A 24,341-nucleotide genomic window follows, 5' to 3' on the forward strand; every position below is an offset into this window, starting at 1 on the left:
GCCCACGGTACGAGACCCTCGGGCGCCTGGCCGCATCCGACGGCTGTTTCGAGCCGCCCAGGCCGGGTATCGGCGACCTTGACCGACGACGCTCGGGGAGGACGCCGACGGCCCGCGGTCGCCAGACCGAGCGATTGCCTGCCCCCGTCCCCCGGCACAAAAGAGAACGGGAGTCCTCGATGAACCAACCCAATGACCCGGATTCGCTGCGCCGGGCCCGCGACCAGGCCCGCATGGAACTCAGCGAGGTCGTCGCCGAACTGACCGACCAGCTGGAAGAGCCCTCGGGCGAGAACAACCGGTCGGCCGAACAACTGGTGACCGACGCGCAGTACCAGGCGCTCTACGCCGCCGACCAGGCACGCGACAAGGCCGACGAAGTGCAGGCACAGGCCAAGGAGAAGTCCCGGCACGCGGTCGAGAAGCTCGAGGCAGCGGTTCCCTCTCCGGTAGCCGAGCACGCCAAGCACGCCGCCGATTCGGCCCGCGGGCCCCTGGTGGCCGGTGCCGCGGTGCTCGCCGCGATCGTGGTCTGGCTGATCGCGCGGCGGCGCCGAACCTGACGGACGGGCGGGGAAGAAAGCTGCGAGCTCGCGCGGGTCAGGTGCGGGGGTGGCGCGATTCGTAGGCGGCTCGCTCGGACTCGATGCGGCGCTGTTCGGCAACGTTCGCCAGTTCGGGGGCGAAGCCATGACTCACCAGGCGGTGCCGGCGGTACACGTAGACCAAGGCGATCGTGAAGTAGACCAGGGGCAGATACAGCAGGGCCATCATCGACAGGCCCATCCAGACCGGGCCGGGGACCAGCAGGAACAGGCACAGGATCGGCAGGACCGGCAGCAGGAAGCGGGTCAGGTAGCGGCGGGTGGCGCCGGGCCCGGTCAGGTCGGCCAGAACCCAGTCCGACATCGTCGGCGGGAGCGTGGCACCGCCGATGTAGCGCAGCCGCTGCCAGAGATTCGGGGTTCGGCCGGTCATGATCGGTTCCTCGATTCCGACGCCCGCAGCGCGGCCGCGTTGACCCGGCCGAGGACGTCGCGCAGTTCTTCCAGATCCGCCAGGCTCACGCCGAGCCGCTCGACGACCGCGGGTGGGATCTGTTCGGCGCGGCGCCGCAGGTCCCCGCCGGCCTCGGTGAGGTCGATCAGCAGGGTGCGCTCGTCGTGCGGATCGCGGCGGCGGGTGAGCAGACCAGCCGTTTCGAGTCGCTTGAGCAGCGGCGACAACGTTGCCGAGTCGAGCTGGATCGCCTCGGCGACCGCCTTGACCGACATCGGGGCCTCCCCCCACAGCGCGAGCATCACCAGGTACTGCGGGTGGGTGAGACCGAGTGGTTCGAGCAGCGGCCGATACACGGCGAGTACCGAGCGATTGGCCACGGCGAGGGCGAAACACACCTGCCGGTCCAGGCGCAGCGGGTCATCGAGCGCGTCCACGTCCAACTCCTTCGATCGGTCGACGCCTAGATTAGCCCACTAATAGTTGTCGCACAAACTATTGACCCCCTACTGAGCCGACCCCAGTGCGCGACCAGCGGCCCGCCCGGAGAAGATGCAGCCACCGAGGAAGGTTCCCTCCAACGCGCTGTATCCGTGCACGCCGCCGCCACCGAAGCCCGCGACCTCACCGGCGGCGTACAGGCCAGGCACCGGATTGCCGTCGGTACCGATGACGCGGGAGTCGAGGTCGGTCTGCAAGCCGCCCAGCGTCTTTCGGGTGAGGATGTTGAGGCGCACGGCGATCAGCGGGCCCTTGGCCGGGTCGAGGATGCGGTGCGGTGCGGCTACCCGGCCGAGACGATCACCGACGTAGCGGCGGGCATTCGCGATCGCGGCGAGTTGCCCGTCCTTGGCGTAGCCATTGGCGACCTCTCGGTCACGGGCGACGATCTGACGTTCCAGGTCCGCGGCGTCCAGTTGCGGGCCGCGGGCGATCTCGTTCATCCCGGCGACCAGCTCGGCCAGCGTCGGGGCGACGACGAAGTCCTCGCCGTGCCGCAGGAAGGCGTCCACCGGACCAGGTGCGCCTTTGGCGAGCCGGGTGCGCAGGGTGAGCCGGAGGTCCTTGCCGGTGATGTCGGGATTCTGTTCCGATCCCGACAGCGCGAACTCCTTTTCGACGATCGCCTGGTCGAGCACGAACCAGGAATAGTCGTAGCCGGTGGCCAGAATCGCCTTCATGGTCGCGTTGGTGTCGAAACCCGGGTAGCACGGTGCGGGCAACCGCTGTCCGGTGGCGTCGAACCACAGCGACGACGGGCCGGGGATGATGCGGATGGCGTGGTCGGGCCAGATCGGGTCCCAGTTGTGGATGCCCTCGGTGTAGTGCCACATGCGATCCCGGTTGACCACCCGCCCGCCCGCCGCCTCGGCGATGGCCAGCATCCGGCCGTCCACATAGGCGGGCACGCCGGGGATCATGGTCTGCGGGCAGGGACCCAGGCGCTCGGTCGGCCAGTTCTGCCGGACGAGATCGGGGGCGTGCCCGATGCCGCCGGAGGTCACGATGACCGCGCCCGCCCGATTCTCGAATTCTCCCACCACGTCACGCGAGGAAGCGCGGCCCCGTTCGAGATCGGTGTCGGCCAGCAGGCTGCCGCGCACACCGACCACGGCACCGTCCGCGACGACGAGTTCGTCGACGCGATGCCGAAATCCGAAGCGCACCAAGCCCGCTCGCTCGGCGGCCAGGACCGGTTCGGCGAAGACTCGCACCACCTCCGGCCCGGTGCCCCAGGTGAGATGGAATCGGGGCACCGAGTTGCCGTGTCCGTCACCGGCACCACCGCCCCGTTCGGCCCACCCGACCACCGGGGTCACCCGCAGGCCGAGTTCGTGCAGGTAATCCCACTTCTCGGTGGCGGCGAACCGGACGTATTCCCGCGCCCACCGCCTGGCCCACGCGTCCTCGTCGTCGCGATCGAAGCCCGCGGAGCCCAGCCAGTCCTGCATGGCCAGTTCGAAGGAGTCGCGAATGCCGAGTCGACGTTGCGCCGGGCTGTCGACGAAGAACAGTCCGCCCAGCGACCAGAATGCCTGACCACCCAGGTTGTTGCGGTTCTCCTGGTCGAGCACCAGCACCCGCCGCCCGGCTTTCACCAGCTCATGGGTGGCGACCAGGCCGGCAAGACCCGCGCCGACGACGATCACTTCGGCGTCCACGCCGGACGGACCACTGGTTTCGGGCACGGGCACTCCTCGGATCGAACAGACCGCGCTCCGGCGACCGCCGAAGCAATCCGTACGTTATCGCATCCGATTCAATTGTGTATCCGTTCGCCGTTCAGTCCCGCACCGTGAACGAGAGGATGACCCGCAGGAACAGGTCGACCCGACGCGCCGCCACCACCGGATTCTCCGGCTCGACCAGGCACTGCGCCATGGTCCCGTCATGGACCGCGATCAGCGCCTGCCCGAGCGCTTCGCGATCGGTGACCACGCGGCCGACCCGCGCCAGCAGCGCCTCGACCACGGGCACGATCGCCGCCGCGTTCGCCCGCTCCCTGGCGGCGACCAGCGCGCGCAGTTCGGGGTGGCGGATGGCATGGGTGGTGAACTCGGAGTTGACGCGGAACCACTTGTCGTCCAGCGGCACGGCCCGCAACACGTGTTCGACCAGCTCTCGCTCGTCGGCGGTCTCGGCGACCACCCGCGAGTCCAACAGCGCCCGCAGGTCATCGAGCATCCGTGTCGACCACTGCTCCCACAGGGTCAGGAACAATTCGTCCATCGAGCTGAACTGCGAATAGAAGGCCCCGCGCGTGTACCCGGCGCGCTCACAGATCTGCTCGGGACGGGCCCGGCCGAACCCCACCTCGGCGAACACCTCGTACGCGGCGTCGAGCAGCCGCTGCCGGGTCTCGGCGCGGCGCTTGGTGACTCGCCGGGTACTTCCGTCCGCCGGTGCGCCGGAGGTCACCGTTACCGCCACTGAGCACCACCGTCCTTGTCGAAGCCGATACGCGCTCAGGGTACGCGGCAGCCGGCATCCCACCGGCGCGACAGCGGGCGTTCGGTCACCCGTCCTCTCGACTGGGAACAACGGCTGGCCGAACTCGAACGGGGGCGATCAGATGGCGATCACGACCCCGACCGCCGCGATGAGGAAACGATCACCACCAGCAGGGCGACGATGATCGCGCCCACTCCGACCAGCGGGAACCGATGGCGAGTCGCCGGCTCGGGCGCCGAAAGCCCCGAGGTCTGCGCGGCGGTCTCCCACACCCTCGGCCTACCGAGCGCGCGCCGCTCGATGACGCGAGCGGTCATCGTCGGGGCAAGGGCTGGGTCACCGGTCCCTCGAGGACGGTGCCGTCGGGGGCGAAACGTGAGCCGTGCAGCGGGCAGTCCCAGGTCTGTTCGGCGTCGTTCCACGCCACGATGCCCCGCAGATGCGGGCACACCGCCGACACCACGCGGGTTTCGGCGCCGACCGTCGACACCGCGGTCGGATGCACACCGTGGCGCTCGACCCGACCGCACCCTTCAGCCGGAGCGCCACCTGGGCGCGCGCCGACGGCGTGCACCCACCCGCTCGACAGGTACCGCGCGACGGCCGCGTTCGCCTGCGCGCCCGCCATGAGCGCCTTCACCTCGCCGGGTCGCCAGGGCTCATAGACATCGGCCCAACTGCGCGGTTGTCCGGTGATCCGCCCGGCCAGTGCCAGCGCGGCCGCGACACCGTTGGTCATGCCCCATTTCGCGAAACCGGTCGCTACCTGTACATCGTCGGTACCGGGTAGCAAGGGCCCGACATAGGGCAGTTCGCCGATCGGGTGGTAGTCCTGGGCCGACCAGCGATCGAGCAGCCGCGCACCGGGGAACCACCGCTGTGCCCAGTCGAGCAGCTCGGCGACCTGACCCGCTTCGGACTCGACCCGGCCGACCTCGTGGCCACTACCGCCGACGAGCAGAACCGCACCCGTCCCGGTCGGGTGCCGGCGCAGCGATCGCGTGGGCTGACCGGCGCTGATGAGCATCTCCGAGGGCACAGGGCCGGGCACGTCGAATGCGGCGAGATAGGACCGCTGGGCCACCAGGCGCGCGAAGAATCCACCGCGATCGAAGATCGGCGATCCGGTCGCCACGACCACGCTTCCCGCCGAGACCTTGCCGTGGTCGGTACTCACCTCGACGGTGCCACCACGTCGCCGGAGCCCCTGAGCCCGGGTCGACTCGAACACGGAAACGCCGCGGGCCTCCACGGCGGCGGCCAGGGCGGCCAGCACCGCGACCGGGTCGACCTGGGCTTGTTCCCGGAGTCGGACACCACCGTGGGTCGGGAACGCGACGTCGAGGTCGTCGAGAAGTTCGGTGGGCAGACCGACCGCGCGGGTCACCTCGTACTCGGCGCGGATCGCGTCGCGCTCACCGGCATTCTGGGCGAAGGTGATCGCCGGTACACGCTGCGCGGCGACATCGTGATCGGCGCAGAACTCCAGCAGCCAGTCCAGACCGTCCAGGTTGGCGGCCACATACCGCGACAACACCGCGGTGCCGTGCCGGTGCGCGATCGCCTGTCCCCGAGTGCCTTGCAGTACCGAGATCTTCGCGGTCGAGGCGCCCGTGGCGACCGACCCGACCCGTCGCGCTTCGAGGACGGCGACCTCCCGGCCGCTCTGGGCGAGCAGTAGCGCGGTCGACAGACCGACGATCCCGGCCCCGATCACCACGGTGTCGACAGCGATGTCATCGGCGAGGGGTGATCGGGCCGGGATCTCGGCATCGGTGAACCAGAACAATGTCATGGCGGGCGCATACCCACGCCCGCCGAACGAAACGTCACCCGACCGGGTCGGTGTCCCGATGAGCGGTCAGCAGACCAGCATCAACGCGCCCTTGGCCTGCTCGATCAGCACCCTGGCGTCGAGCAGCCCGGGCAGGGTCTGATCGAGGGCCTCGCGCCGGTATTCGGCCGCGGTGTCGGACACGTCGACGTAGTAGCCCTCAGTGCCGATCACGGCGCCCTCGGCAGGGCACGTTCGGCCCGCGACACGTCGTCCCGATCGGTCATCGCTCGATCGTTCACCGCGCGACGGCCCCGGCGGATTCGCTTTCGAATCGTGTTCGAGACGCGCCCGGCGGGGTATCGCGACAGTGACACGCACTCCCACGCCAGACTCGAGAGCGAGGCCGATATGTCCGTTGTCGAAACCATCGTGCCGACATCGGTGCCAGCGGTCTTCGAGGTGCTCGCCGACGGCTGGAGCTACGCGGGCTGGGTCGTCGGCGCTTCCCACATCCGCAAGGTCGACCTGGGCTGGCCCGCGGTCGGCACCAGGATCTATCACAGCGTCGGCCCGTGGCCGCTGACCATCCAGGACACGACCGTCGTGCGGGCCGTCGACCGTCCGAACCACCTCGAACTGCGGGCACGCCTATGGCCGGTCGGCGCAGCGACCGTCACCCTGGAGCTGGCAGCGCTCGACGACGAGACGACCGCGGTACGGATGACCGAGCGGGTGGTCGCCGGACCGGGACGACTGCTGCCGCAGCGCGTGCAGGCTCTACTGCTCGGACCGCGCAATCGGGCATCGCTGACCAGGCTCACCGATGTCGCGGTGGGCCGGGCCCGGGCCCGGCGGTGATCAGTGCAGTTCGATGATCTCCTCGACCGGGCGACGCGGTGTCGAGTGCAGCGGCGGTCGGCATCGCGCCGACGCGGGTGGGCGGCCGTCAACAGCATGGCGCTGGTCGCCTCGTCGGCCCGCAGCTGGGAGATCCGGTCGTCGCGGGGCGTGCAGACGACCAGCCATTGCGCCGCGTCCGGTGCCGTGGTGTGTTCGCGCAGTTCAGGTTCGACGAACGCGCACGGGCAGTTCCTCGGGCGAGTGCGCCAGCGGGGTGTTCCGGGCCGGCACCCCCTCGGTCGCGCCCTGGCATCCGCTCCACTGCGCCAGTTCGGCGAGATAGTCGGCGTCGGTGGCCTGCCGCACGGCGGCTTCGCGCAGGCCGGTCGGATACGGGTTCGACCGGCGATTCCCACTCCCCCGAAATCACGATTCGTTCTGCGATCCAGGTGATGGAAATCGCCGGTCGAGACCATTCCGTTGTCGCGGATGTCGCCCTCTCGGCGAGGCACCGCCACCACGTCCCGAGAGAGAGCGTCAGCACCCGCTCACCGGACAAACCGGACCAACACCTTGTGTGCCAATTCGACTATCTGCCAGATGTTTTCAGGCATGATCAGCTATCGGATGGACAACGGAACGTACAGTGGCACGTGCTACTGTACGAATGGTCGGCACCCTCTGTGCCGCGATGATCGATGGGAGTTATCGGTATGGGTGTCAGTTTGTCCAAGGGTGGCAACGTCTCGCTGACCAAGGCGGCGCCGAACCTCACCGCGGTCGCGGTCGGCCTCGGCTGGGACCTGCGGACGACCACCGGGACGGACTTCGACTTGGATGCCAGCGCCATCGCGCTCGGCGCCGACAAGAAGGTCGTGTCGAACGAGCACTTCATCTTCTTCAACAACCTCAAGTCGCCCGAGGGCGCGATCGAGCACGCCGGTGACAACCGGACCGGCGAGGGTGAGGGCGACGACGAGGTCATCAACGTCGACCTGGCCAACACCCCGGCGACCATCGAGTCCATCGTGTTCCCGGTCTCGATCTACGACGGGGTCACCCGCAGCCAGTCCTTCGGTCAGGTCCGCAACGCCTACATCCGCGTCGTCGACCGCAGCAACGGCGAGGAGCTGGCCCGCTACGACCTGTCCGAGGACGCCTCCACCGAGACCGCCATGGTCTTCGGCGAGCTGTACCGCAACGGTGCGGAGTGGAAGTTCCGCGCGATCGGTCAGGGCTACGCGTCCGGACTCGAGGGCATCGCGCGCGATTTCGGCGTCAATCTCTGATCTACGCTCTTCCCGCCCGCACGGTCGATCCGTGCGGGCGGTGTTCTGTCCCCGACCGGTTCACCGATCACCGGAGCGGAAACTCCCGCGTCCCGGTGCGGAATTCCAGCGTCGTCCCCGCCGGTCACCCAGGCCGATCGACCATGGCCGGTAGCGACGGTTCGTTCACGGTCGGAGCCCACTCGCGGGCCCTACTCGGCCAGTACATCAAGCTCTTGACTAGACCTTTACTCTAGTGAAAACTCGTCCACAGAACGTGCGGCTGGAGTTCGACTCCAGCCGATCTGTCGACGAACGGATGGCCGATGAACCAGCGCTGGTCCCCAGCTCGCTACGAACGGACTGCCGACTACCTCTTTCCCGCATCGCAGGCGGCGGTCGAAGCAGCGGATCTACGGTGCGGTGAGGTGCTGCTCGACAGCGCGACCGGCACCGGCAATGCCGCGGCGGTCGCTCTCGATCGCGGCGCACGGGCCATCGGTGTCGACTCCGCACCCGAACAGATCGACGGCGCTCGCGAGCGGCTACCGGGTGTCACCTTCGCCGTGGCCGATGCGGAGGATCTTCCGGTGCCGACCTCATCTGTCGACGCGGCCGTCTCGGTGTTCGGAATCATTTTCGCGGACAACCCCATTCGCGCACTCGACGAACTCGTCCGGTGTGTGCGGCCGGGTGGATCGGTCGCCTTCACGACGCTCAGCGCGGACGGCTGGCCGAATCACGCGCGGACGCTCTTGGCCGCCGAGTTGGGTGCACCGGCACCGGGCTTCCCGACACTGTGGAGTGCGGGCGATGCCGCCGAGCGCGCCGCGGCCGATGCCGGGCTGGCAGCGATCCAGGTGCGCTCGCGGGAGCTGCGGTTGTCCTTGGATGCCGGACGCGGGTTCGCCGATCAGGTCACCGAACGGCTGAGCGCGTTGGCGGCGCTGCGCGCCCAACTGGAAGCACGTGGGGGCTGGGTCCGTGCGAGTACTCGACTGGACGAGTACCTGGCTGAATGCGCGCAATTCGAGTCCAGCACCCCGGTACTGGTCGACCCGTATCTCGTCGTGTCCGGCCGGAAGCCGTGAGTGTCAGCGGGCGGGAAAGCGGACGATGCGGTCGTCGCCGTCACGCACATCGCCCCGGCCGTCGGTATTGGAGGTGGTGAGCCAGAGGGCGCCGTCGGGTGCGACCTCGACGGTGCGCAGTCTGCCGTAGTCGTCGCGGAAGAAGTCCTTCGGGTCTGCGGCGGAATCCTCGGATACTGTTGCGGTCCACAGTCTTTCGCCGCGCAGTGCGGCCACGTACAGCGTGTCTCCCGCGATGGCGATGCCGGAGGGCGATGCTTGCGCGGTCGACCAGGTGAGGACCGGATCGATGAAGCCGCGGTCGGCTCCGCCCGCACCCTCGACGGTGGGCCACCCGTAGTTGCCGCCCGGTTCGATCACATTGATCTCGTCCAGGCGATTCTGGCCGAACTCGGCGGCGAACAGCGTGCCCGCGCGGTCCCAGGCCAGGCCCTGTACATTGCGGTGGCCGAGGCTGAGCACCGGTGAACCCGGCTCCGGATTTCCTGGGGCGGGCGCTCCGTTCGGCGTGAGCCGCAGGATCTTGCCGTTCGGACTGGAGGCATCCTGCGAGAGCTCCCGTTGACCGGCGTCCCCGGTGCCGACATACAGCATGCCGTCGGGCCCGAACGCGATCCGACCACCGTTGTGGTTGCCCGCCTTGGCGATTCCGTCGATCACCACCTCCGGCTCGGTGTCCTCGCGGAACCGTACGATGCGGTTGTCGTCCACGGCGGTGAAGTAGGCGTAGATGTACCCGGATTCGGTATACGCGGGATCGACGGCGAGCCCGAGCAGGCCACCCTCACCCCGCGCGACCACCCCCGGCACCTCGTAGAATGGCTCCGGCGCGCGACCGGGCGCCACCCGCACAATGCGTCCGGAGTCACGTTCGGCCACCAGCGCCGTCCCGTCAGGCAGGAACGCGAGTCCCCACGGAACATCGATCCCCTGCGCGACCACCTCGGGCGAACCCAGATCCGGAGTCCCCGCGGGCTGGCTGGGCGCAATGGCGGTGACAGGGGGCGATGTCCCCGCTCCACCCCGCGATTCCTCGCTCGCACACGACACAGCAGCCACCCCGAGCGCCACCGCCACGCCCGAAATCATCCGCCGCAATCGAGATCGCGGCCCTTGAGCACTGGTCGAGATCGGCATGAACGTTGCTCCGTAACCCGAGAACCGGCAAAGCTTCGTATCGGAACCACACCGCGGCTCCGTCCCGCCCAGCATAGTCGCCACGGCAGGCCGGGGAAGGGCGTCACTTCTGCGAACCTCACACCTCGAGGCAGCGCGTCATGCTGCTGTCGGGACGGGTCTGCCACAACGACAACCATCACCCGGACGGGTCGCGGTTCGACCGACGCGTCGTGGTTCTGTGGTATCGATGGCAGGTAGTGGCGGCCCGTGGCACGAGGCCGGGGCCCTGAGCTCGGGGGTGTGCGATGGGCGCGAAGATCAGGTTCGGGGCGGTGTCGCTGGACAGTGCGGAGCCGCGTCGGCTCGCGGAGTTCTATCGGGACCTGCTCGGGTTCGAGATTCGGTACGAGTCCCAAAGATTGATCGTATTGCAGGGGGACGGGGTGATGGTGACGGTGGAGCGGGTGGCAGATCACCGGGCGCCGGACTGGCCTGGCAACGAGGTGCCCAAGCAGATGCACCTGGATCTGTTCGTCGCCGATCTCGATGACGGCGAGCGGGCGGCGATCGCGTGCGGTGCGGTCAAGGCCGGATTTCAGCCCGCGCCCGATCAGTGGCGGGTGTTCCTCGATCCTTCGGGGCATCCCTTTTGTTTGACCGTTTCAGCCGGTCCGGGGATCGACTAGGAGTCGACCGGCCCGGGAAATGACTTTCCGAGCTGTACCGGGATGTGCCACCATCCCCCGATGTCTACGACACGATGTGAGGTACTGCGCTGGCAGTTCGAGCTGGTGTGGTCGCTGTTCGAGCTGCATCTCGAGCGATTGCAGCCGGACGACTTCCTGTGGGAACCGGCCGAGCTGTGCTGGACGATGCACGAAACCGGCAGCGGCGGTTGGGTTCCGGACTGGGCGGAGGTCGAACCCGAGCCCATCCCGGTTCCGACGATGGGCTGGCTCACCTGGCACATCGGGTGGTGGTGGAGCGTGGCGCTGGACCACGCGCGGGGCGACGTCCCACGCGGCCGTGCCGACATCGCCTGGCCCGGACCAGGGCAACCGACCATCGACTGGCTCCGCGGCCTACACGACGCTTGGCACGAGGTGCTGAACCAACTCGACGACACCGACCTCGACACCAACTCGGCGTTCCCATGGAACGCCGAGGCCGAACTCACTCTGGCACACATGATCGCGTGGGTGAATGCGGAGTTGATGAAGAACGCCGCCGAGGTCGGCCAGCTGCGGTTGCTGCGGGCCGCGTGATGACCGCTGTGCGGTGAATCAGGCGAGCGGCAACGTCTTCCACCACTCGAGCAGTTCTGCGCTGGACGGGTCGTTGTTGGCGCCCAGACCGTAGGAGTCGCACGCTGCGGGGTGCGCTGTCGCGCCCGACCGCCCAGACTCCCACGCCGGCGACCTCGGTGACGACGAGTGCGGCACAGAGGTCGACGAGCGATCCGGTGCGCGAGCGTGGGGTGGGCCGCATCGGCGGGTGGCCGAATCCGTTGTGCGGCACCGGACCATGGGACATCGGAAGCATCACCGGCCGACCCGCCAGTGGCACCGGGCGCGCAGGCGTCCTCGGCCCGAAGTCGCTGTACGCTCCCCGAGCGTAGTCGAGCCCGATCAGCGAGAGGATCGCTCAGTCGCGGGATTGGACACTGTCTCGACAGCATTGTCCCGCCGGCGGTTCGGCCAGGTCTGGATCAACAGCCGGCCCGCTGCCCATGCCGACGAGATCGATGCCGCCGGCCAGGACAGCGAGAATGGCGTGACCGCCACGGGACGGTGGCTAGGCGGCCAGGTTCTGCAACCGGACCTGACCGCGCGCGACGGTGCGACCCTCGGCGTCGGTGATCACCACGATCCACAGTTGCTGGCTACGCCCGCGATGGATCGGGGTGGCCTCGCCGGTGAGCACGCCCTCGCGGACCGCGCGCAGGAAGTCGGTGTTGTTGTTGACACCCACGACCGAGCCACGATCGCCGAACCACACCCCCGCGCCGACGCTGGCCAGCGTCTCGATGACGGTGCAGTAGACACCGCCGTTCTGGATGCCGGCGGGCTGGTGCAGTTGCGGGCGCACCTCCCATTCGCCGGCCACGCGGTCGGCGGAGACCTCGGTGAAGCGCAGCCCGATCAGATCGGTGAAGGTGCCTTCACTGGCTTTGGTCATCAGTTCCGGGGTGATGTCGGCCAACGACAGGGAGTTTTCGCTCATGGGTTCCGGTTTACACCATCAGAATCCGCCCGCCGCACCCGGTGACCGGGAAACGAGCGGCGGGCTCCCCCACAGGGACGGAGCCCGCCGCGGCATGAATGAGGGGGTCGACCGCAGCCCTCGGGACCGCCGGCTCATCCGTACGCCGAGTTGAGCATAGGTCAGGCTTACCTAAGCAGTCAAGCGGGCTGTTCCGACGGCGCGCCGACCTGCGGTCTCCGAGTTTGCTCAACACGATCGCGATACTCCATGATCTCTGGACCTCTATCTTTTCCGAGGCTTGTGTCGATGTTGAGAGCTCACGATCTGGGCGCACGACGGCCAGGGGTGGGCGCGGCGAGAGAGGCAAGATTTCGTGAGTAGTAGTCGTATCCCCCGCTGGGCCGTTCAGGCGGCATTGGGCGTGATGGTGGCAGGCGCCGCCGTCGCCGCGCCGGTGCAGGCCGAGCCGTTGTGGCCCGGCGGTCCCGATGTGCCGGGCGTCCCGGCACTCATCCCCGAGCCGGAGCCCGAACCGGTCCTCGCACCGTGCAGCGAGAAGGCACGGGCCTGCCTGCAGCTGTCGACCAACAACGCGTGGCTGATGGACAACGGCGAGACCACCTTCGGACCCACCCCGATGTCGCACGGCAAGGCAGGCTACGAGACACCTCCTGGCGTGTTCAAAGTGGCGTTCAAGAAGCCGTTCCACTGGAGCACCTTGCACAACGCGCCGATGGAGTACGCGGTGTTCTTCAACGGTGACATCGCCTACCACATCGGCCCGGTCGAGGCCGAGTCCCACGGTTGCATCCGCCTGACTCCCGAGGGCGCCAAAGCGCACTACGACTGGCTGGAGCCGGGCGACATCGTCGAAGTGATTCCGTGAGTGCGGAATAGCTGACGAAAGGGAGGCCGGGTCACCGGCCTCCCTTTCTCATCGGACCGACTCGGTCAGCGCGTCGAACAGCCACAGGTGGGCCGCGCCGGAGGTGACGGCAGGGCCGGTGAGGGTAGCGGTGAGGTGCCAGTAGTGGCGGACGGGGCGGTCGGCGCCCGCGGTGTCGCGCAGGAGGCCGCGGCGGAATTCGGGGGTGTCGCGGCGGGCGCGGGCGGTGGCGTGGATGTCGACGTAGTGGTCGAGTTCCGGGCCGGGGCGGGGTGCGTGACCCGCGGCGACGAGGGGTTCCGCGCCGATGCAGGCGTCGGCGATGTCGAACAGGAGGCGGCGTTCGTCGCGGACGCCGGGAGTGCCGCGGTGGCGGATGGTGTCCGACATGGCGGTGGCCAGGGCCGGATTCGTGGTCGCGGCAACGAGTTCGGCGTAGGCGAGCAGGTGTTCGGGGTGGGCGTCGGGTGCAAGTTCGGGGATGTTCATGCCCAGGAAACCGTCGATCGCGGACGGCGGTAGCGGGGTGAGCTGGCGGCGCCAGAAGGTGGCGAGGGTGTCGTAGGCGGCGTGCGGGTCGACCACGGCGGCGAGGCGGGTCAGGTGTTCGGCGTGCCGGTCGGGTGCGGCCGTTTCGACGGCGCGCAGCAAGGCGCGGCGGCGGGTCACGGTGTCGAGTTCGGCGTCGAGGGCGGTGCGTTCGGCCGCGATCACCTCCGCGATCGACCGGGTGCCCGCGAGGACGTCGGCAATGGCAGCCAGGCCGATACCGAAGGAGCGCAGGCGGCGCAGCAGGGTCAGCCGCTCGACCGCGGCGGGGTCGAAGACGCGGTGACCGGTGGCGGTGCGACTGACGGGGAGCAGGCCCTCGTCGCAGTAGAACCGGATGGTGCGCACCGCGACGCCGGTCCGGTCGGCCAGCGCGCCGATCGTCAGGTATGTGTCATGGGTCACATCTACTGGCACCTCCACCTCGGTGGAGCTCCTACGGTACCCACGAGACCGAGGCGAAGGAGCTGTCGACGATGACCGACGAGACCGAGACCATCTGGGATGCGGTGGCGCACGAGCGCGCCACGCTGGCCGAAATGCTGCGTGAATTACCCGAAGCGAAGTGGGATCATGCGTCGCTTTGCGAGGGCTGGCGGGTGCGGGATGTGGTGGCGCATCTGGTGCTGGCCACCCGCGTCACCGTCGGCGCGCTGCTGGTGAATCTGGTGCGCGCCCGCGGGAATGTCGACCGGCTCATCCTCGACACCGCGGTTCGGCACGCCGATCGCACGCCCACCGCGCGATTGCTGGCGCAGCTGCGGGCCACGGTCGATTCGCGGGTGATCCCGATCGGGACCACGCCGACCGACCGGTTGATGGATCTGCTGGTGCATGGTCAGGACATCGCAGTTCCGCTGGGGATCGAGCGGGTGATGCCGACGGCGGCGGCGCTGCTGTCGCTGGAGCGGGTCTGGACGATGGGTGCGCCGTTTCATGCGCGCACCCGGTTGAGCGGACACGCGCTCACCGCGACCGACACCGACTGGAGCGCGGGCACTGGGACTCCGATCAGCGGTACCACGACGGAACTGCTCATGCTCGTCACCGGACGCACCTCCCCGGACCGGTAGACCACCATCACGGCTGGTGGTGTGCTGCGGTCTTGCTGTTCGATCCCACGGCCGGCTCGATACGGCAACGATCCGCAGCACCGTTGCCTGGCGCTGCGGATCGTTGCCGGCCCGCACTCGATCGTGGTGTCCGAGGGTGCGCCCACCCAGCCGGGCGCGAAGATCGCCTGTCACGATCGGCGGGCTCGCCGACGAGCCCGCAGATCAGGCCGTGACGGCAGGGCGCTCGGCAACCTCCGCACCCGTCGAGGCATCAGCCGCCTCGGTGTCCGGGTGCGTCACCGCGCCCGCCGGCACCCCGCGCAGGAACGCGATCGCCAGCACCGCACCCGCGGCCGAGAGCACCGTGGCGACCCAGGCCGCCGCGTTCAATCCGTTCGTGAACGCCTCACGCCCTGCGGCGATCACGGAGTCGGCCAGTTCTGCGGGCAACGAGTCGGCCGAACTCAGTGCGCCGGAGAGGGTTTCCGCGCTCGCACCCTCGGCATCCGACATTCCGGCGCGGTACACCGCGGCCCCTACGCTGCCCAGCAGGGCGACGCCCAGTGCGACGCCGAGGTCGCTGGCCGTGCTCTCCACCGCCGAGGCCGCACCCGCCTTCTCCGGCGGGGCCGCGCCGATGACCAGGCCGGGGATCAGCGCCATGGCCGGGGCGATGCCCGGGTAGAGGATGTAGAAGCCGACGACGAGCAAGGTCAGACCGGCCTCACTGCCGACCTGGGTGAGCACCAGGTAACCCAACGCCGACACCGCCAGCCCGGCAGCGATCACGTAGCCGGGCCGGACGCTGCGAGCGATGGCCGGGGCGAGGGTGGAGACGATGACCAACGCGATCGCCGCGGGCAGGATCCACAGTCCGGCCGCCAGCGGGGACTGGGCCGCCACCAGCTGCAGGTACTGGGTGAACAGCAGGTACACCCCGCCCAGGGCGATGGCGGCGAGCATGTACACCGCCAGCGATCCGCTGAAGATCCGGTTCGCGAACAGTCGCATGTCGAGCATCGGGTCGGTCAGGCGCAGCTGCCGACGGACGAAGATCACCGCGAAGGCGACACCGGCGAGCAGGGTGAGGACCGGTTCGACGGCGAGACCGGTCTCGGCCAGCTTCTTCACGCCATAGACGAACGGCAGCAGCGCGGCCAACGAGAGCGCGACGCTCGACGGATCGATCCGACCGGCTTGCGGCGCACGGTATTCGGGGATGAGCACGGGCACCGCGAGCACGACCAGCGCCATCACCGGCACCCCGATCAGCATGGACGCACCCCACCACAGCGAGGTCAGCATCAGCCCGCCCAGCAGCGGCCCGAGCGCCACACCGGCCGAGACCGAGGCCGCCCAGAGTCCGATGGCGGTGGCGCGCTGCCGGTCGTCACGGAACATCGTGGTGATCAACGACAGGGTGGCGGGCATGACCGCGGCGGCACCGAGGCCCATCAGCGCCCGCGCGCCGATCAGTAGTTCGGCACTCGGCGCGAACGCCGCGATCACCGAGGCGACGCCGAACAGCGCGGCACCGGCCAGCAGCAGGCGACGCCGGCCGAGGCGGTCACCGAGGGTGCCCATGGTGACCAGGAAGCCCGCCATCACGAAACCGTAGATGTCGTTGATCCAGAGCAGCTGGCCGCTGCTGGGCGAGAGGTCGGCGGCGATGTAGGGCGTGGCGAGGAACAGCACGGTCATGGTGAGGAACAGCAGCACCGTGGGCAGGAGCAGGACCGCGAGCCCCAGCCATTGGCGGGTGCCCGCCCGCTCGGGGACATCGGTGAACTCGGACATCAGGAGGCTTCCCTTCGAGGATGATTCGAACAAGCACCACCGTGGCGAGCGCGGCTTCGGGAACCCTTCGGGTCGGCTCCAGATCACCTCGAGCACGCCGCCGTTTAGGGTGATGAGATGCGTTTCGGGGTGCTGGGTCCGGTGGCGGTGTGGACCGACCAGGGACAGCCGGTGCGGGTGCCTGAGCTCAAGGTCAGGATGCTGCTGGCCGCGCTGCTCGCCGAGCCGGGCCGGATCGTGCCCGCCGACCGGCTCGTCGAGGATCTCTGGGGTGGGGCCGCGCTGCCCGCCAACCCCGCCGGTTCCCTGCAGACGCGTGCCTCGCAGTTGCGCCGGGTCCTCGGTGAGGCCGAACCCGGCGGCCGTGACCTGCTGGTCTCGCGCTCCCCCGGCTATCTGCTCGACGTCGCCGAGGGCGCGGTGGACGCTCAACGGTTCCACGAGCTGCTGACCAGGGCACGCGCCACCGACGACATGGCCGCGCGGGCGGCGCTGCTCGCCGAGGCGTTGGCGCTGTGGCGCGGTCCGGCACTGGCCGACCTCGCCGATCACGACTTCGCGCGGATCCCGGTCGTGCGCTGGGAGGAACAGCGGCTGACCGCGCTCGAGGAACACGCGCAGGCCAGGATCGCGCTCGGCGAGCACGAACCCCTCGCCGACGAACTCGGTGCGCTCACCGAGGCACATCCGCTGCGCGAGCGATTGCGGGGCGCGCACATGCTGGCGCTGTATCGGTCGGGGCGCCACGGTGCGGCGCTCGATTCCTATCGGCGGCTGCGCGAGCATCTGGCCGAGGAGCTCGGCCTGGACCCGAGCCCCGAACTGGCCGCGCTGCATCGCGCTGTGCTGGAACAGGATCCGGCGCTCGGCGCGCCGATGCGGCCCGCGCCCACCGCGCCGGTGACTCCGCGACCGAGCCTGCCGGTGCCCGCCACCACGCTGATCGGGCGCGAGGGCGATCTGACCGGCATCGCGGCACTGATCCGCGCCCAGCGGCTGGTGACGCTGACCGGCCCCGGCGGGGTCGGCAAGACCCGGCTGGCGTTGGCCATCGCCGCGGCGCATCCGGCGCGCGACGGCGTCCTGCTCGTCGAACTCGCCGGGCTGTGCGTCGACGACGACCCGGACCTCGCGCTGCCCGCGCTCGCCGAGGTGGTGGCCGCGGCCTTCGATGTGCGCGACGATTCCGCGGGATCGAGCCCGTTCCCGGTGCCCGACAACGGAACTCCGCTGGACCGGCTCGCCGGGGCGGTGCGGGCCAAGCAGGCGCTGCTCGTGCTGGACAACGGGGAGCATGTCGCCGACACGGCCGCCGCGCTGGTGTCGCGACTACTGGGCGCGGCACCGGAGTTGCGAGTGCTGGTGACCAGTCAGGTGCCGCTGAACATCGCGGGTGAACATCTGTGGCCGGTGTCGCCGTTGCCGGTGCCCGAGCCGAGGGCCACCGCAGCTGAGGTGGCGAAGTTCGCTGCTACACAGCTTTTCGCCGATCGGGCGCGTTCCACCGCGCCGGGGTTCGCCATCACCGACGACAACGCGGGTGCGGTGGCCACCATTGTCGCCCATCTCGACGGTGTGCCGCTGGCGCTGGAACTGGCGGCGACGCGGGTGCGCACACTGGGCGTGCACACCCTCGCCGAGCGGATCGAGGACCGGTTCACCCTGCTGTCGGCCGGGTACCGGGACGCGCCGGATCGTCAGCGCACGCTGCGGGCGGTGATCGACTGGAGCTGGGAGTTGCTCGGTGACGCCGAACGCGCGGTGCTGCGGCGGCTTTCGGCCCATGCCGACGGCGCCACCCTGGAATCGGCCGAGGCGGTGGTCGCGGGTGGCGACATCGCCCGAACCGAGGTCGCCGAACTGCTGGCCCGCCTGGTCGACCGGTCCCTGATCATCGCGCCGGGCACGGAGGCCCGCCCGCGCTACCGCTTGTTGAAATCGGTCGGCGCCTACGGGCTGGACCGGTTACGCGACAGCGGCGAGGAGTCCGACACGCGACTGCGCCATCTCGCCTACTACCTCGACTTCGCCGAGCGGGCCGACCAGCAGATTCGCACCGCCGATCAGCGACGCTGGCTGGCCAGGCTCGACACCGAGTCGGCCGATCTGCGGCGCGCACTCGACACCGCCCGTGCCGCAGGACGATCCGATGACGCGGTACGCCTGGCCAACGCGCTGGCCTGGTACTGGGTGATGCGCGGACGGCTGGCCGAGGGCATCCGCTCGATCGGCATCGCGCTCGCGGTGCCCGGGGAGTCCGAGGCGACCGCGCGCCGGATCGCGCTGCTGTGGCGCCGCGCGCTCGAACTCGGCCGTGGCAGCACCCCCGACACCCTGCCCGCCCCGATCGACCGGCCGAGCCGGGCCGAACTGCGCGCCCGCTGGTATCTCGCGCACGCGCACACCGGCTTCACCCCGATCGCGGGCATGGACACCGCCACCGCGCTGCGCGAGGCCTTCATCGAGCTGGGCGACGATTGGGGCATCGCGGCGACCTCGGCCTCGCTGGCCCGCGACGCGTTCGGCCACGGCGACCTGACCGCCCTGCGCGAGCACGCCGAACACAGCCGGGATCTGTTCGACCGCATCGGTGATCGCTGGGGGCAGGGCATCGCCGGATACCTGCTCGGCAGCCATGCCGAGGTCACCGGCGACCTCGACGCCGCCCGCGACTATCACCGGGCCGCCCTGAGCACCGCCGAGGAGCTCGGATTGTGGACCGAGGTCGGGGAGCGCCTCACCTCGCTGGGCCGGATCGCGCTGCTGCGCGGCGAACTCGAACACAGCGCCGAACTGCACGAGCGCGCCCGCCAGGTCGCCGTCGACCAGGGACACCTGGTCGGCGAGGAATCCGCGGTCCTCGGGCTCGGTCTGGTGGCCCGACGCCGGGGCGACCTCGGCGCCGCTCGCGAACACCTCGGCGCCTGGCTGGACTGGCACCTGCGGGCCGGCTCGCATTTCGGCGCCGCGCTGATCCTGGCCGAACTCGGCTTCACCGCCGAGCTGGCCGGCGTACCCGACGAGGCCGAGCAGTGGCAGCGGCGCGGGCTGGCCGCCGCGCTGCGCACCGGCGACCCGCGCGCCCACGCGCTGGCGCTGGAGGGTCTGGCCGGCGCCCGCTCACTGGCGGGGGACAGCGCGCACGCCGCCCGGCTGCTCGGTGCCGCCGACGCCCTGCGCCGCGGTACCGGGGCACCGCTACCCGACGCCGAACGCGGTGACGTCGACCGGATCGAGGCGCGCGTCCTCGCCGACCTCGACCCCGACCGGTTCACCGCCGAGTTCACCGCAGGCCGCGACGCCGACGCCATGACGGTGTCCGAAGTGCTCGATCCCATCGGGGAGACCTCGAGCCCGTCCTGAGTCGATCCGAAGGCCGTCCGGTCACGGTGGGAGCCATGAAGCACATCGTGACCGACAGCCCCAATTCCTCGGTGACCGAACACGTTCGCCGGTTCCTCGCCTCCGGTGGGCGCATCGAGGAGCAGCGGTGAACACCCGCAACCGCGCCCAGGTCCACACCTTCGCTGACATCAAACCCGATTTCGATGCCATCGTCGGCTCGATCAACTACGCCACCATGACCACGGTCGACGCCATGGGACGCCCGCGCTCGCGTGTCCTGATCCCGGTCTGGGAGACCGACAGCGATCAACCGGTCGGTTGGCTGGGCACCTACCGGACCCCGGTGAAGGAGGCGCACATCGCGGGCAACCCGCACGTGACGTTCTCCTACTGGAGTCCGGCGCAGAACACCGTCGCGGTCGACACCGTCGCCGCGTGGACCGACGACCCCGACACCCGCGCCCAGGTCTGGGACCTGTACCGCCGCGGCAGCCCGCCCGGCGCCGGATACGACCCCGGCCAGTTCTGGCGCGGTCCCGAAGATCCCGAGTTCCAGGTCCTTCGCCTCGAACCGTGGCGGGTGCAGGTCCTGCGTCGCCGTGATCTCGTCAGCGGAGTTCCCGCACGGATCTGGCGGGCTCCGCGCCGGGGGGATTGACGGAATCAGCGTTGCAGGCAGCCGGTTCGGCGCACCGGAAGGCCACGCTCCTCGAACGCGCCGAGCAGCAGTTGCCCCCGGCGGGCGCCCGCGGTGCTGTCGGCACGGGCCAGATCCGGGACGTAGGTCGCCGCGCCGACCACCGATTCGCCGACCAGCGACCAGAAACGGCGCGCGGGCAGACCCGAGCAGCGGGTGAGCACCGACTGCAGCGGGATCAGCGCCGAGGCACAGCGCTGGGCCAGCCAGACCGCCATGGCCGCCTCGCACGGCAGGGTGGCGGTGCCGGGCTCGCCGGCTTCCGGATCACCGTCGACGACGCGAATCGTGGTGTCGGACAAACCGGCCCAGTCGATGCCGCCGTCGTTGTCGTGGTGGATCCACAGGTTGTCGCAGCCGGGGTCCCAGGTCTGGGCGGCCATCACGAACAGCGCGGTCGAGCGGCCGACGACCGAGTGGATCAGCGCGGTCGCCACCACCTCGGCGGCGACCTCGTCGTTGATCATCTCCGCGGCGTGGCGGCGGTACATGAGCTCGACCCGCCCCTCCGAGAGCCCGTGGGGCACATGCCACCAGCGACGTTTGCCCTGCCCGGCCATCGCCGCCACAGAATAGACTCGCGGATGCTCCGGCTGCAGGGCTTGCAGCCGTGCGCAGGCGCGGTCGAAAGCCGCGACGGCGTAGCGGGACAGGGTGACGGGCTCGGACATCGAACCTCCTCGGACGTGTCGGGTGTTCCGTGACGTACTGTCTCGCAACATAGGTTAGGCTTACCAGACTTAACAAGTCGTGTCCGTGTTCCAGGCAGGAGATCTTCGTCGCTGTGACCCATCCCAGCGCCGCCAGACGTCGTCGTCTGTCCGGGCTTCTCCTACTTCTGGTCCTGCTCGCCGGGCTGGTCGTCGCCAGCGTCGCGATCGGCACGCGCGCGCTCGCGCCGGGCACCGTCTACGACGCGCTCGCGCACGCCCTCGGCTGCCCGGGCGGACCGTTCGAGTGCCCCGCGCAGTCCACGGCCGAGGAAATCGTGCGTGAACTGCGGCTCCCGCGGACCGCGCTGGCCCTGATCTCGGGCATGGCGCTGGGTGTCGCGGGCGCACTCATCCAGGGGTATACCCGCAATCCGCTCGCTGATGCCGGTCTGCTCGGATTGAACGCGGGCGCGGCCTTTCTCGCGGCGCTGAGCATGTTCGCGCTGGGGTTCACCGCGCCCGAGCAGTACATCTGGTTCGCCTTCGCCGGGTCGGCGATCGCGGGCGCGGTCGTGTTCGGTGTCTCATCGATCGGCGGCGGCAAGGCCAGTCCGCTGAGCCTGGTGCTCGCCGGCGCGGCGGTCACCACGTTTCTGCAGGCGATGACGAACGCCATCGTGCTGGTCGACAACGCGGCGTTGGACACCTACCGGTTCTGGGTGGTCGGCTCGGTGAGCGGACGCGATGCCGCGGTGTTCTGGGAGGTGCTGCCGTTCCTGGTGGTCGGGATGGGCATGGCCCTGGCGGCCGCGCCCGGGCTCAACCTGCTGAGCCTGGGTGACGACGTCGCCCGCGGTCTGGGTGTCGATGTCGGCCGTACACGTGCGTTCGGCCTGGTCACCATCGTGTTGCTCAGCGGAGGCGCGACCGCGGCCATCGGGCCGATCGCCTTCCTCGGACTGGTCGTGCCGCACATCGCGCGCACCATCACCGGGCCGGACAACCGGTGGCTCATCCCCTACTCGGCACTGATCGGCGGTGCGCTGCTGCTGGCCGCCGACATCGCGGGCCGGGTGGTCGCGCGACCGGGGGAACTACAGGTAGGGGTGATGCTCGCCGTGATCGGCGCGCCCTTCTTCATCGCGCTGGTGCGCCGCAAGAAGCTGGTGACGGTGTGACGACGAAGACCGATCCGACCGTCCTGCACACGGTGCGCCCCGCGCTGCGCCTCGGGCCCGCCTCCTTCGTGCTGCGGCCCCAGATGCTCATGCTGGTCCTCGCGCTCGCCATCGGCGTGTTCGGGCTGTTCTGCCTCGACATCGCCGTCGGCGACACCCACATCCCGATCGGCCGGGTGCTCGATGTCCTCGGCGGTGGCGGCAGCCGCTCGCAGCGCTTCATCGTTCTCGAGTCCCGTTTGCCACGAGCGCTGACCGCGGTGGTCGTCGGCGCGGCGCTCGGCCTGTCCGGCGCGCTGATGCAATCGATCCTGCACAACCCGCTGGCCGGGCCCGACATTCTCGGCATCACCAGCGGCGCCAGCCTCGGCGCGGTCGCGGTGCTGATCGGCACCGGCGGCGCGACGACAGGGCTGATCGCCACGGTGGGCACCCCACTGGCCGCGCTGGCCGGTGGCCTGTTCACTGCGGCCGCCATCTATGTCCTGGCCTGGGGGCGCGGACACGGCGGCGAACTCGGGGTCACCGGGTTCCGGCTGGTCCTGATCGGCATCGGCGTGAACGCGCTGATGGTGTCGGGGATCAGCTGGCTGCTCACCCAGGCCACGCTCACCGACGCCGCCCGCGCCCAGCTCTGGCTGACCGGTTCGCTGAACTCGGCCGACACCTCCAAGGTGATTCCCGCGATCATCGCCCTGGGCGTGGTCGCGGTGGTCGCGCTGAGCTCGGCCCGCACACTGGCCGCGCTGCGCCTGGGCGAGGAAACGACCAGAGTGCTCGGTGTGCGGATCCAGTCGCAGCAGGCGCTGCTCATCGGTTCGGCGGTGGTGGCTGCCTCGGTCGCGACCGCGGCGGTCGGGCCGGTCGGGTTCGTCGCGCTGGCCGCGCCGCAGATCGCTCGGATGGCGCTGCGCACGCCGGGCGAACCCCTGATCGCCTCGGCGCTCACGGGTGCGGCGCTGGTCACCGCCGCCGACATCATCTCGCGCACCATCGTGCCGGTCGACCTGCCCGCCGGCATCATCACCGCCGCGCTGGGCGGACCGTTCCTGCTCTATCTCCTCGTCCGGATGAATCGGAAAGCAACACTGTGAAACCCGAACCCAGCCCCGCCCACCGCCTCGCCGCCGACGGTGTCTCGCTCGGCTACGGCGAGCGGGTGATCGTCGACGACCTCAGTCTCGACATCACCACCGGCGTGGTCACCACGGTGATCGGGCCGAACGGCTGCGGCAAGTCGACTCTGCTCAAGGCACTGGGCCGACTGCTGCGCCCGCACGCCGGACAGGTAGTCCTCGACGGCAAGGCGATTTCGTCGATGAAGACCAAGGACGTGGCGCGGGTGATCGGCATGCTGCCGCAGACCCCGGTCGCACCCGAGGGGCTGACGGTGGCGGACCTGGTGGCGCGCGGACGTCATCCGCATCAGACCTGGCTGCGCCAGTGGTCGGCCGACGACGAGACCGAGGTCGCCGCCGCGCTCACCCAGACCGGCATCGCCGAACTGGCCGACCGCACCCTCGACCAACTCTCCGGCGGCCAGCGCCAGCGCGCCTGGATCTCGATGGCGCTGGCCCAGGGCACCGACATCCTGCTGCTCGACGAGCCGACCACCTACCTCGATCTCGCGCATTCGCTCGAGGTCCTCGATCTGGTCGACCGGCTGCACGCCGACTACGGGCGCACCGTGGTGATGGTGCTGCACGATCTCAACCTGGCCATCCGCTACAGCGACGAGCTGATCGTGATGTCGGAGGGCCGAATCATCGCTCGGGGCAGGCCCGCCCAGGTCGTCACCGCCGACCTGCTGCGCGAGGTGTTCGGGCTCGACGCCACGGTGCTCACCGATCCGGTCTCGGGGCGGCCGATGATCGTCCCGATCGGCACCCGACACGTGCACGGCGCGGACGGGTATGACGAATGACACACC

At 69.8% G+C, this 24,341-nt stretch carries 26 protein-coding genes; 13 read left to right on the top strand and 13 right to left on the bottom strand.

Annotation, left to right across the window (positions count from 1 at the left end; all coding sequences use genetic code 11):
* Positions 1 to 179 precede the first annotated feature (179 nt).
* A complete protein-coding gene (locus tag BOX37_RS18075) occupies positions 180 to 563 on the top strand; it encodes a hypothetical protein (RefSeq protein ID WP_071928686.1) in 384 nt (127 codons plus the stop codon).
* Between the two features lie 37 nt (positions 564 to 600).
* Here BOX37_RS18075 and BOX37_RS18080 read toward each other — a convergent pair whose 3' ends face one another.
* The 7 genes from BOX37_RS18080 to BOX37_RS34115 all read right to left on the bottom strand — a co-directional run bounded on the left by BOX37_RS18080 (position 601) and on the right by BOX37_RS34115 (position 5,959).
* Positions 601 to 978, bottom strand: a complete 378-nt coding sequence (locus BOX37_RS18080; RefSeq protein WP_071928687.1) for a DUF5313 family protein — start codon at positions 976 to 978, stop codon at positions 601 to 603.
* On the bottom strand, positions 975 to 1,442 hold the full coding sequence (locus BOX37_RS18085; protein ID WP_071928688.1) for a MarR family winged helix-turn-helix transcriptional regulator: 468 nt from the start codon (positions 1,440 to 1,442) through the stop codon (positions 975 to 977). Before BOX37_RS18085 ends, BOX37_RS18080 begins: the two co-directional genes overlap by 4 nt.
* A gap of 63 nt (positions 1,443 to 1,505) precedes the next feature.
* A complete protein-coding gene (locus tag BOX37_RS18090; RefSeq protein WP_084759798.1) occupies positions 1,506 to 3,188 on the bottom strand; it encodes an FAD-binding dehydrogenase in 1,683 nt (560 codons plus the stop codon).
* A gap of 94 nt (positions 3,189 to 3,282) precedes the next feature.
* Positions 3,283 to 3,930 (bottom strand): TetR/AcrR family transcriptional regulator, encoded by a 648-nt coding sequence (locus tag BOX37_RS18095; protein WP_206045682.1) that lies wholly within the window; start codon positions 3,928 to 3,930, stop codon positions 3,283 to 3,285.
* Between the two features lie 149 nt (positions 3,931 to 4,079).
* Complete coding sequence (locus BOX37_RS34110; protein WP_156910449.1) at positions 4,080 to 4,268, bottom strand: hypothetical protein; 189 nt, start codon at positions 4,266 to 4,268, stop codon at positions 4,080 to 4,082.
* On the bottom strand, positions 4,265 to 5,746 hold the full coding sequence (locus tag BOX37_RS18100; protein ID WP_071928690.1) for an FAD-dependent oxidoreductase: 1,482 nt from the start codon (positions 5,744 to 5,746) through the stop codon (positions 4,265 to 4,267). The genes BOX37_RS34110 and BOX37_RS18100 overlap by 4 nt, the downstream gene beginning before the upstream one ends.
* Positions 5,747 to 5,812: 66 nt before the next feature.
* The gene (locus BOX37_RS34115) at positions 5,813 to 5,959 is read right to left on the bottom strand and encodes a hypothetical protein (protein WP_420811537.1); all 147 of its coding nucleotides are present in this window, start codon (positions 5,957 to 5,959) and stop codon (positions 5,813 to 5,815) included.
* 177 nt (positions 5,960 to 6,136) lie between these two features.
* On the opposite strand from BOX37_RS34115, the gene BOX37_RS18105 reads away from it, so the two are divergent.
* The gene (locus BOX37_RS18105) at positions 6,137 to 6,586 is read left to right on the top strand and encodes an SRPBCC family protein (protein WP_071931622.1); all 450 of its coding nucleotides are present in this window, start codon (positions 6,137 to 6,139) and stop codon (positions 6,584 to 6,586) included.
* Between the two features lie 204 nt (positions 6,587 to 6,790).
* On the opposite strand, the gene BOX37_RS34120 is transcribed toward BOX37_RS18105, so the two are convergent.
* The gene (locus BOX37_RS34120) at positions 6,791 to 6,934 is read right to left on the bottom strand and encodes a hypothetical protein (protein ID WP_156910450.1); all 144 of its coding nucleotides are present in this window, start codon (positions 6,932 to 6,934) and stop codon (positions 6,791 to 6,793) included.
* Positions 6,935 to 7,281: 347 nt separating this feature from the next.
* Here BOX37_RS34120 and BOX37_RS18110 point away from each other — a divergent pair, with 347 nt between their 5' ends.
* Together BOX37_RS18110 and BOX37_RS18115 are read left to right on the top strand one after the other, a co-directional pair.
* Positions 7,282 to 7,857 (top strand): TerD family protein, encoded by a 576-nt coding sequence (locus BOX37_RS18110; RefSeq protein WP_071928691.1) that lies wholly within the window; start codon positions 7,282 to 7,284, stop codon positions 7,855 to 7,857.
* 305 nt (positions 7,858 to 8,162) lie between these two features.
* Complete coding sequence (locus BOX37_RS18115; protein ID WP_071928692.1) at positions 8,163 to 8,927, top strand: class I SAM-dependent methyltransferase; 765 nt, start codon at positions 8,163 to 8,165, stop codon at positions 8,925 to 8,927.
* A gap of 3 nt (positions 8,928 to 8,930) precedes the next feature.
* Here the strand turns inward: BOX37_RS18115 and BOX37_RS18120 are convergent, their stop codons facing one another.
* Positions 8,931 to 10,064 carry a PQQ-dependent sugar dehydrogenase gene (locus tag BOX37_RS18120; protein ID WP_071928693.1) on the bottom strand — a complete coding sequence of 378 codons (1,134 nt, stop codon included), beginning with the start codon at positions 10,062 to 10,064 and terminating at the stop codon, positions 8,931 to 8,933.
* A gap of 287 nt (positions 10,065 to 10,351) precedes the next feature.
* On the opposite strand from BOX37_RS18120, the gene BOX37_RS18125 reads away from it, so the two are divergent.
* Together BOX37_RS18125 and BOX37_RS18130 are read left to right on the top strand one after the other, a co-directional pair.
* Positions 10,352 to 10,732: a VOC family protein gene (locus tag BOX37_RS18125; protein WP_071928694.1), complete on the top strand. Its 381-nt coding sequence runs from the start codon at positions 10,352 to 10,354 to the stop codon at positions 10,730 to 10,732.
* A 60-nt stretch (positions 10,733 to 10,792) separates the two neighbouring features.
* The gene (locus tag BOX37_RS18130; protein WP_071928695.1) at positions 10,793 to 11,311 is read left to right on the top strand and encodes a DinB family protein; all 519 of its coding nucleotides are present in this window, start codon (positions 10,793 to 10,795) and stop codon (positions 11,309 to 11,311) included.
* A 529-nt stretch (positions 11,312 to 11,840) separates the two neighbouring features.
* On the opposite strand, the gene BOX37_RS18135 is transcribed toward BOX37_RS18130, so the two are convergent.
* Positions 11,841 to 12,269 carry a PaaI family thioesterase gene (locus BOX37_RS18135; RefSeq protein WP_084759801.1) on the bottom strand — a complete coding sequence of 143 codons (429 nt, stop codon included), beginning with the start codon at positions 12,267 to 12,269 and terminating at the stop codon, positions 11,841 to 11,843.
* A gap of 355 nt (positions 12,270 to 12,624) precedes the next feature.
* Between BOX37_RS18135 and BOX37_RS18140 the strand changes: the two genes are divergently transcribed.
* Complete coding sequence (locus tag BOX37_RS18140; protein WP_240504923.1) at positions 12,625 to 13,137, top strand: L,D-transpeptidase; 513 nt, start codon at positions 12,625 to 12,627, stop codon at positions 13,135 to 13,137.
* Between the two features lie 48 nt (positions 13,138 to 13,185).
* On the opposite strand, the gene BOX37_RS18145 is transcribed toward BOX37_RS18140, so the two are convergent.
* Entirely contained in the window at positions 13,186 to 14,091 is a 906-nt protein-coding gene (locus BOX37_RS18145; protein ID WP_071928696.1) for a MerR family transcriptional regulator, read from the bottom strand.
* 71 nt (positions 14,092 to 14,162) lie between these two features.
* Between BOX37_RS18145 and BOX37_RS18150 the strand changes: the two genes are divergently transcribed.
* The gene (locus BOX37_RS18150) at positions 14,163 to 14,759 is read left to right on the top strand and encodes a maleylpyruvate isomerase family mycothiol-dependent enzyme (protein WP_071928697.1); all 597 of its coding nucleotides are present in this window, start codon (positions 14,163 to 14,165) and stop codon (positions 14,757 to 14,759) included.
* A 204-nt stretch (positions 14,760 to 14,963) separates the two neighbouring features.
* Here BOX37_RS18150 and BOX37_RS18155 read toward each other — a convergent pair whose 3' ends face one another.
* Entirely contained in the window at positions 14,964 to 16,538 is a 1,575-nt protein-coding gene (locus tag BOX37_RS18155) for an MFS transporter (protein ID WP_071928698.1), read from the bottom strand.
* A gap of 117 nt (positions 16,539 to 16,655) precedes the next feature.
* Between BOX37_RS18155 and BOX37_RS18160 the strand changes: the two genes are divergently transcribed.
* Positions 16,656 to 19,901: an AfsR/SARP family transcriptional regulator gene (locus tag BOX37_RS18160; RefSeq protein ID WP_071928699.1), complete on the top strand. Its 3,246-nt coding sequence runs from the start codon at positions 16,656 to 16,658 to the stop codon at positions 19,899 to 19,901.
* A gap of 127 nt (positions 19,902 to 20,028) precedes the next feature.
* Positions 20,029 to 20,541 (top strand): pyridoxamine 5'-phosphate oxidase family protein, encoded by a 513-nt coding sequence (locus BOX37_RS18165; protein ID WP_071928700.1) that lies wholly within the window; start codon positions 20,029 to 20,031, stop codon positions 20,539 to 20,541.
* Between the two features lie 5 nt (positions 20,542 to 20,546).
* Here BOX37_RS18165 and BOX37_RS18170 read toward each other — a convergent pair whose 3' ends face one another.
* Positions 20,547 to 21,251 carry a hypothetical protein gene (locus BOX37_RS18170; protein ID WP_071928701.1) on the bottom strand — a complete coding sequence of 235 codons (705 nt, stop codon included), beginning with the start codon at positions 21,249 to 21,251 and terminating at the stop codon, positions 20,547 to 20,549.
* 113 nt (positions 21,252 to 21,364) lie between these two features.
* On the opposite strand from BOX37_RS18170, the gene BOX37_RS18175 reads away from it, so the two are divergent.
* From BOX37_RS18175 to BOX37_RS18185, 3 genes are all read left to right on the top strand, one after another.
* Entirely contained in the window at positions 21,365 to 22,411 is a 1,047-nt protein-coding gene (locus tag BOX37_RS18175) for a FecCD family ABC transporter permease (RefSeq protein ID WP_071928702.1), read from the top strand.
* Between the two features lie 83 nt (positions 22,412 to 22,494).
* Positions 22,495 to 23,505 (top strand): FecCD family ABC transporter permease, encoded by a 1,011-nt coding sequence (locus BOX37_RS18180; RefSeq protein ID WP_084760886.1) that lies wholly within the window; start codon positions 22,495 to 22,497, stop codon positions 23,503 to 23,505.
* A complete protein-coding gene (locus BOX37_RS18185; RefSeq protein WP_071928704.1) occupies positions 23,502 to 24,335 on the top strand; it encodes an ABC transporter ATP-binding protein in 834 nt (277 codons plus the stop codon). Before BOX37_RS18180 ends, BOX37_RS18185 begins: the two co-directional genes overlap by 4 nt.
* Positions 24,336 to 24,341 lie beyond the last annotated feature (6 nt).

This window comes from Nocardia mangyaensis (assembly GCF_001886715.1).
Taxonomy (GTDB): domain Bacteria; phylum Actinomycetota; class Actinomycetes; order Mycobacteriales; family Mycobacteriaceae; genus Nocardia; species Nocardia mangyaensis.

Bases quoted from the DNA above. Each gene is read 5' to 3' on its own strand.
- BOX37_RS18075 (WP_071928686.1), top strand. From the start codon at position 180: ATGAACCAACCCAATGACCCGGATTCGCTGCGCCGGGCCCGCGACCAG.
- BOX37_RS18080 (WP_071928687.1), bottom strand. From the start codon at position 978: ATGACCGGCCGAACCCCGAATCTCTGGCAGCGGCTGCGCTACATCGGC.
- BOX37_RS34110 (WP_156910449.1), bottom strand. From the start codon at position 4,268: ATGACCGCTCGCGTCATCGAGCGGCGCGCGCTCGGTAGGCCGAGGGTG.
- BOX37_RS18100 (WP_071928690.1), bottom strand. From the start codon at position 5,746: ATGACATTGTTCTGGTTCACCGATGCCGAGATCCCGGCCCGATCACCC.
- BOX37_RS18105 (WP_071931622.1), top strand. From the start codon at position 6,137: ATGTCCGTTGTCGAAACCATCGTGCCGACATCGGTGCCAGCGGTCTTC.
- BOX37_RS18110 (WP_071928691.1), top strand. From the start codon at position 7,282: ATGGGTGTCAGTTTGTCCAAGGGTGGCAACGTCTCGCTGACCAAGGCG.
- BOX37_RS18115 (WP_071928692.1), top strand. From the start codon at position 8,163: ATGAACCAGCGCTGGTCCCCAGCTCGCTACGAACGGACTGCCGACTAC.
- BOX37_RS18120 (WP_071928693.1), bottom strand. From the start codon at position 10,064: ATGCCGATCTCGACCAGTGCTCAAGGGCCGCGATCTCGATTGCGGCGG.
- BOX37_RS18125 (WP_071928694.1), top strand. From the start codon at position 10,352: ATGGGCGCGAAGATCAGGTTCGGGGCGGTGTCGCTGGACAGTGCGGAG.
- BOX37_RS18130 (WP_071928695.1), top strand. From the start codon at position 10,793: ATGTCTACGACACGATGTGAGGTACTGCGCTGGCAGTTCGAGCTGGTG.
- BOX37_RS18135 (WP_084759801.1), bottom strand. From the start codon at position 12,269: ATGAGCGAAAACTCCCTGTCGTTGGCCGACATCACCCCGGAACTGATG.
- BOX37_RS18150 (WP_071928697.1), top strand. From the start codon at position 14,163: ATGACCGACGAGACCGAGACCATCTGGGATGCGGTGGCGCACGAGCGC.
- BOX37_RS18155 (WP_071928698.1), bottom strand. From the start codon at position 16,538: ATGTCCGAGTTCACCGATGTCCCCGAGCGGGCGGGCACCCGCCAATGG.
- BOX37_RS18160 (WP_071928699.1), top strand. From the start codon at position 16,656: ATGCGTTTCGGGGTGCTGGGTCCGGTGGCGGTGTGGACCGACCAGGGA.
- BOX37_RS18170 (WP_071928701.1), bottom strand. From the start codon at position 21,251: ATGTCCGAGCCCGTCACCCTGTCCCGCTACGCCGTCGCGGCTTTCGAC.
- BOX37_RS18180 (WP_084760886.1), top strand. From the start codon at position 22,495: ATGCTCATGCTGGTCCTCGCGCTCGCCATCGGCGTGTTCGGGCTGTTC.